The sequence below is a fragment of the Paenibacillus vini genome (genome assembly GCF_018403325.1).
Taxonomy (GTDB): domain Bacteria; phylum Bacillota; class Bacilli; order Paenibacillales; family Paenibacillaceae; genus Fontibacillus; species Fontibacillus vini.
In genome coordinates this window covers 1-1,558 of record NZ_BOSL01000038.1, presented here as the reverse complement: position 1 = coordinate 1,558, position 1,558 = coordinate 1, and the positions used below count along the sequence as shown (strand labels likewise).

At 48.9% G+C, this 1,558-nt stretch carries 1 protein-coding gene; it reads right to left on the bottom strand.

Annotated elements, in window-relative coordinates; translation table 11 throughout:
- Positions 1-102 precede the first annotated feature (102 nt).
- Positions 103-1,395, bottom strand: coding sequence for a group II intron reverse transcriptase/maturase (gene ltrA / locus KJS57_RS25960; RefSeq protein WP_213656842.1), 1,293 nt, complete (start codon positions 1,393-1,395; stop codon positions 103-105).
- Positions 1,396-1,558 lie beyond the last annotated feature (163 nt).

Below are 1,558 nucleotides of genomic sequence, written 5' to 3'. Positions count from 1 at the left end.
ACTAGAGTAAAGGGCAGATGATTTCTGCCCCTCCTCATCAAACCGTACATGAGGTTTTCCCTCATACGGCTTTCCGATGTTCGTCATTCATGCGCATGCGATTTATAAAAGCGTCCTTAGTCCATATCTTTGGCAAAGTAATTTAACCTCGTTATCGGATCCGCGCCAGTGATTTCGCTGGCGTTTCTTTGCGTACCATTTCGTTAGTCGTACTCGAATGTACCAATCTAGCTTGGTCAGTCGCTTCGTGCTGTACGGAGTCGTGTAGTAATTCTTCCAGCCTTGTATTTTTGGATTGAGCCATTTCACATGTTCCTCAAACGATTTATGCCGCATGCCTGGTGGCAAAAGGCGTTCCTTCACCACTTCACGGATATGCTTCTCTGCTTTAGGACAGAGCCACTGTTGAGTTGTGTAGTACACTTGGCTATATCCCGTTTCCGCTTTCGTCTTCCGGTGATGCATGCCGAGGAAGTCAAACCCTTCCTCTCCCGTCCAGAGTCCCACAATCCGCGTCTTTTCCGGGTGTAGGGTAAGTTCCAGACGCTCCATAATAGCTTGAATAAGCTTAAAGGCATGGAGGGCCTCTTTCCTTGTCTTGCACACCACCACGAAATCGTCTGCATACCTCGTAAGTTCTCCGACTTCCTTCCCATGTCTTCCCCACAACATATCGAAGTAATTTAGGTAAATGTTCGCTAACAGCGGTGAAATCACTCCCCCTTGGGGTGTGCCTAGGTCAGAGCGTCTTACCGTTCCTTCCTCCATTACTCCGGCTTTGAGCCAGTGACGGATAAGTTTGAGAATACGTCTGTCACTGATACGCATTTCTACCAGTTTCATCAGCTTCTCTTGATTTATGTTGTCGAAGTACCCTTGGATGTCGACGTCGACCACCCAATTGCCTTTGCGGTTGCAGGCTTTGCGGATTCGTTCCAGCGCTTGCTTCGCACCGCGCTTCGGCCGGAATCCAAAAGAACATTCCTGAAAGTCGGCTTCAAAGATCGGTTCCAGTATAAGTTTAGTTGCCATTTGTACGACGCGGTCTCTCACCGTTGGAATACCAAGTGGACGTTTACGTCCATCTTTCTTCGGAATGTAGTGGCGACGCACAGGTTGGGGACGGTAAGATTTCTTCTGTAACCCCTCTTGGCATTCCGCCAGAAATCGGTCTTCACCGGTCTTCGCGATGTCTGCCATGGTCTCACCATCGATACCTGCCGCTCCTTTGTTCGCCCGCACTCTCCGCCACGCTTCCTGTAGCACGTCCAATCGATGAACTTTGTCGTACAACGCATGGAATTTTCTACTTTTACTTGTCTTGGCAGCATGACCTAACTTCTCTTGGAGTTGTTGAACTTTTTCCTTTGGTGTTGTTAGCCTTGTGGCACTCACTCACTCTTACCTCCTCAAGAAACTTGAACAAAGCAGGGCGACTTCCCTCCCGCAGGTTGTGTTGTCCTGCGTTCTCCGGTACTATTCACCCCTCGGACTCCCTTCCTGCTGATGACTCACTTCGCCTCTTGGCTTATAGAGTATCTCGCTACGAAAAAAAAAA